The organism is Neisseria sp. P0021.S007 (assembly GCF_051956855.1).
Window position 1 is genome coordinate 1 of sequence record NZ_JBQCXA010001238.1, and the last position, 512, is coordinate 512.

1 protein-coding gene is annotated in these 512 nt (G+C 61.1%); it reads left to right on the forward strand.

Annotated elements, in window-relative coordinates; translation table 11 throughout:
• A partial coding sequence (locus tag ACTHUR_RS18510) for an aminotransferase class III-fold pyridoxal phosphate-dependent enzyme (protein WP_440400232.1) occupies nt 1–512 on the forward strand: 512 nt, incomplete at both ends.

Genomic DNA, 512 nt, shown 5'->3' on the forward strand with positions numbered 1-512 from the left:
CCTTAGTCCTCGAATACAACAACATCGCCCAACTCGAAGAAGCGTTCGCCCGCAACGGCGACGAAATCGCCTGCGTCATCCTCGAACCCTTCGTCGGCAATATGAACCTTGTCCGCCCGACCGAAGCCTTCGTCAAAGCCCTGCGCGAATTGACCGAAAAACACGGCGCGGTGTTGATTTACGACGAAGTGATGACCGGCTTTCGCGTCGCGCTCGGCGGCGCGCAGTCGCTGCACGGCATCACGCCCGACCTGACTACGATGGGCAAAGTCATCGGCGGCGGTATGCCGCTTGCCGCATTCGGCGGACGCAAAGACATCATGGAATGTATTTCCCCGCTGGGCGGCGTGTATCAGGCAGGCACCTTGTCGGGCAACCCGATTGCCGTCGCCGCCGGCTTGAAAACGCTCGAAATCATCCAACGCGAAGGCTTCTACGAAGACCTGACCGCTTTGACCCGCCGCCTCGCCGACGGGCTTGCCGCCGCCGCCAAATCACACGGCATCGAGTTC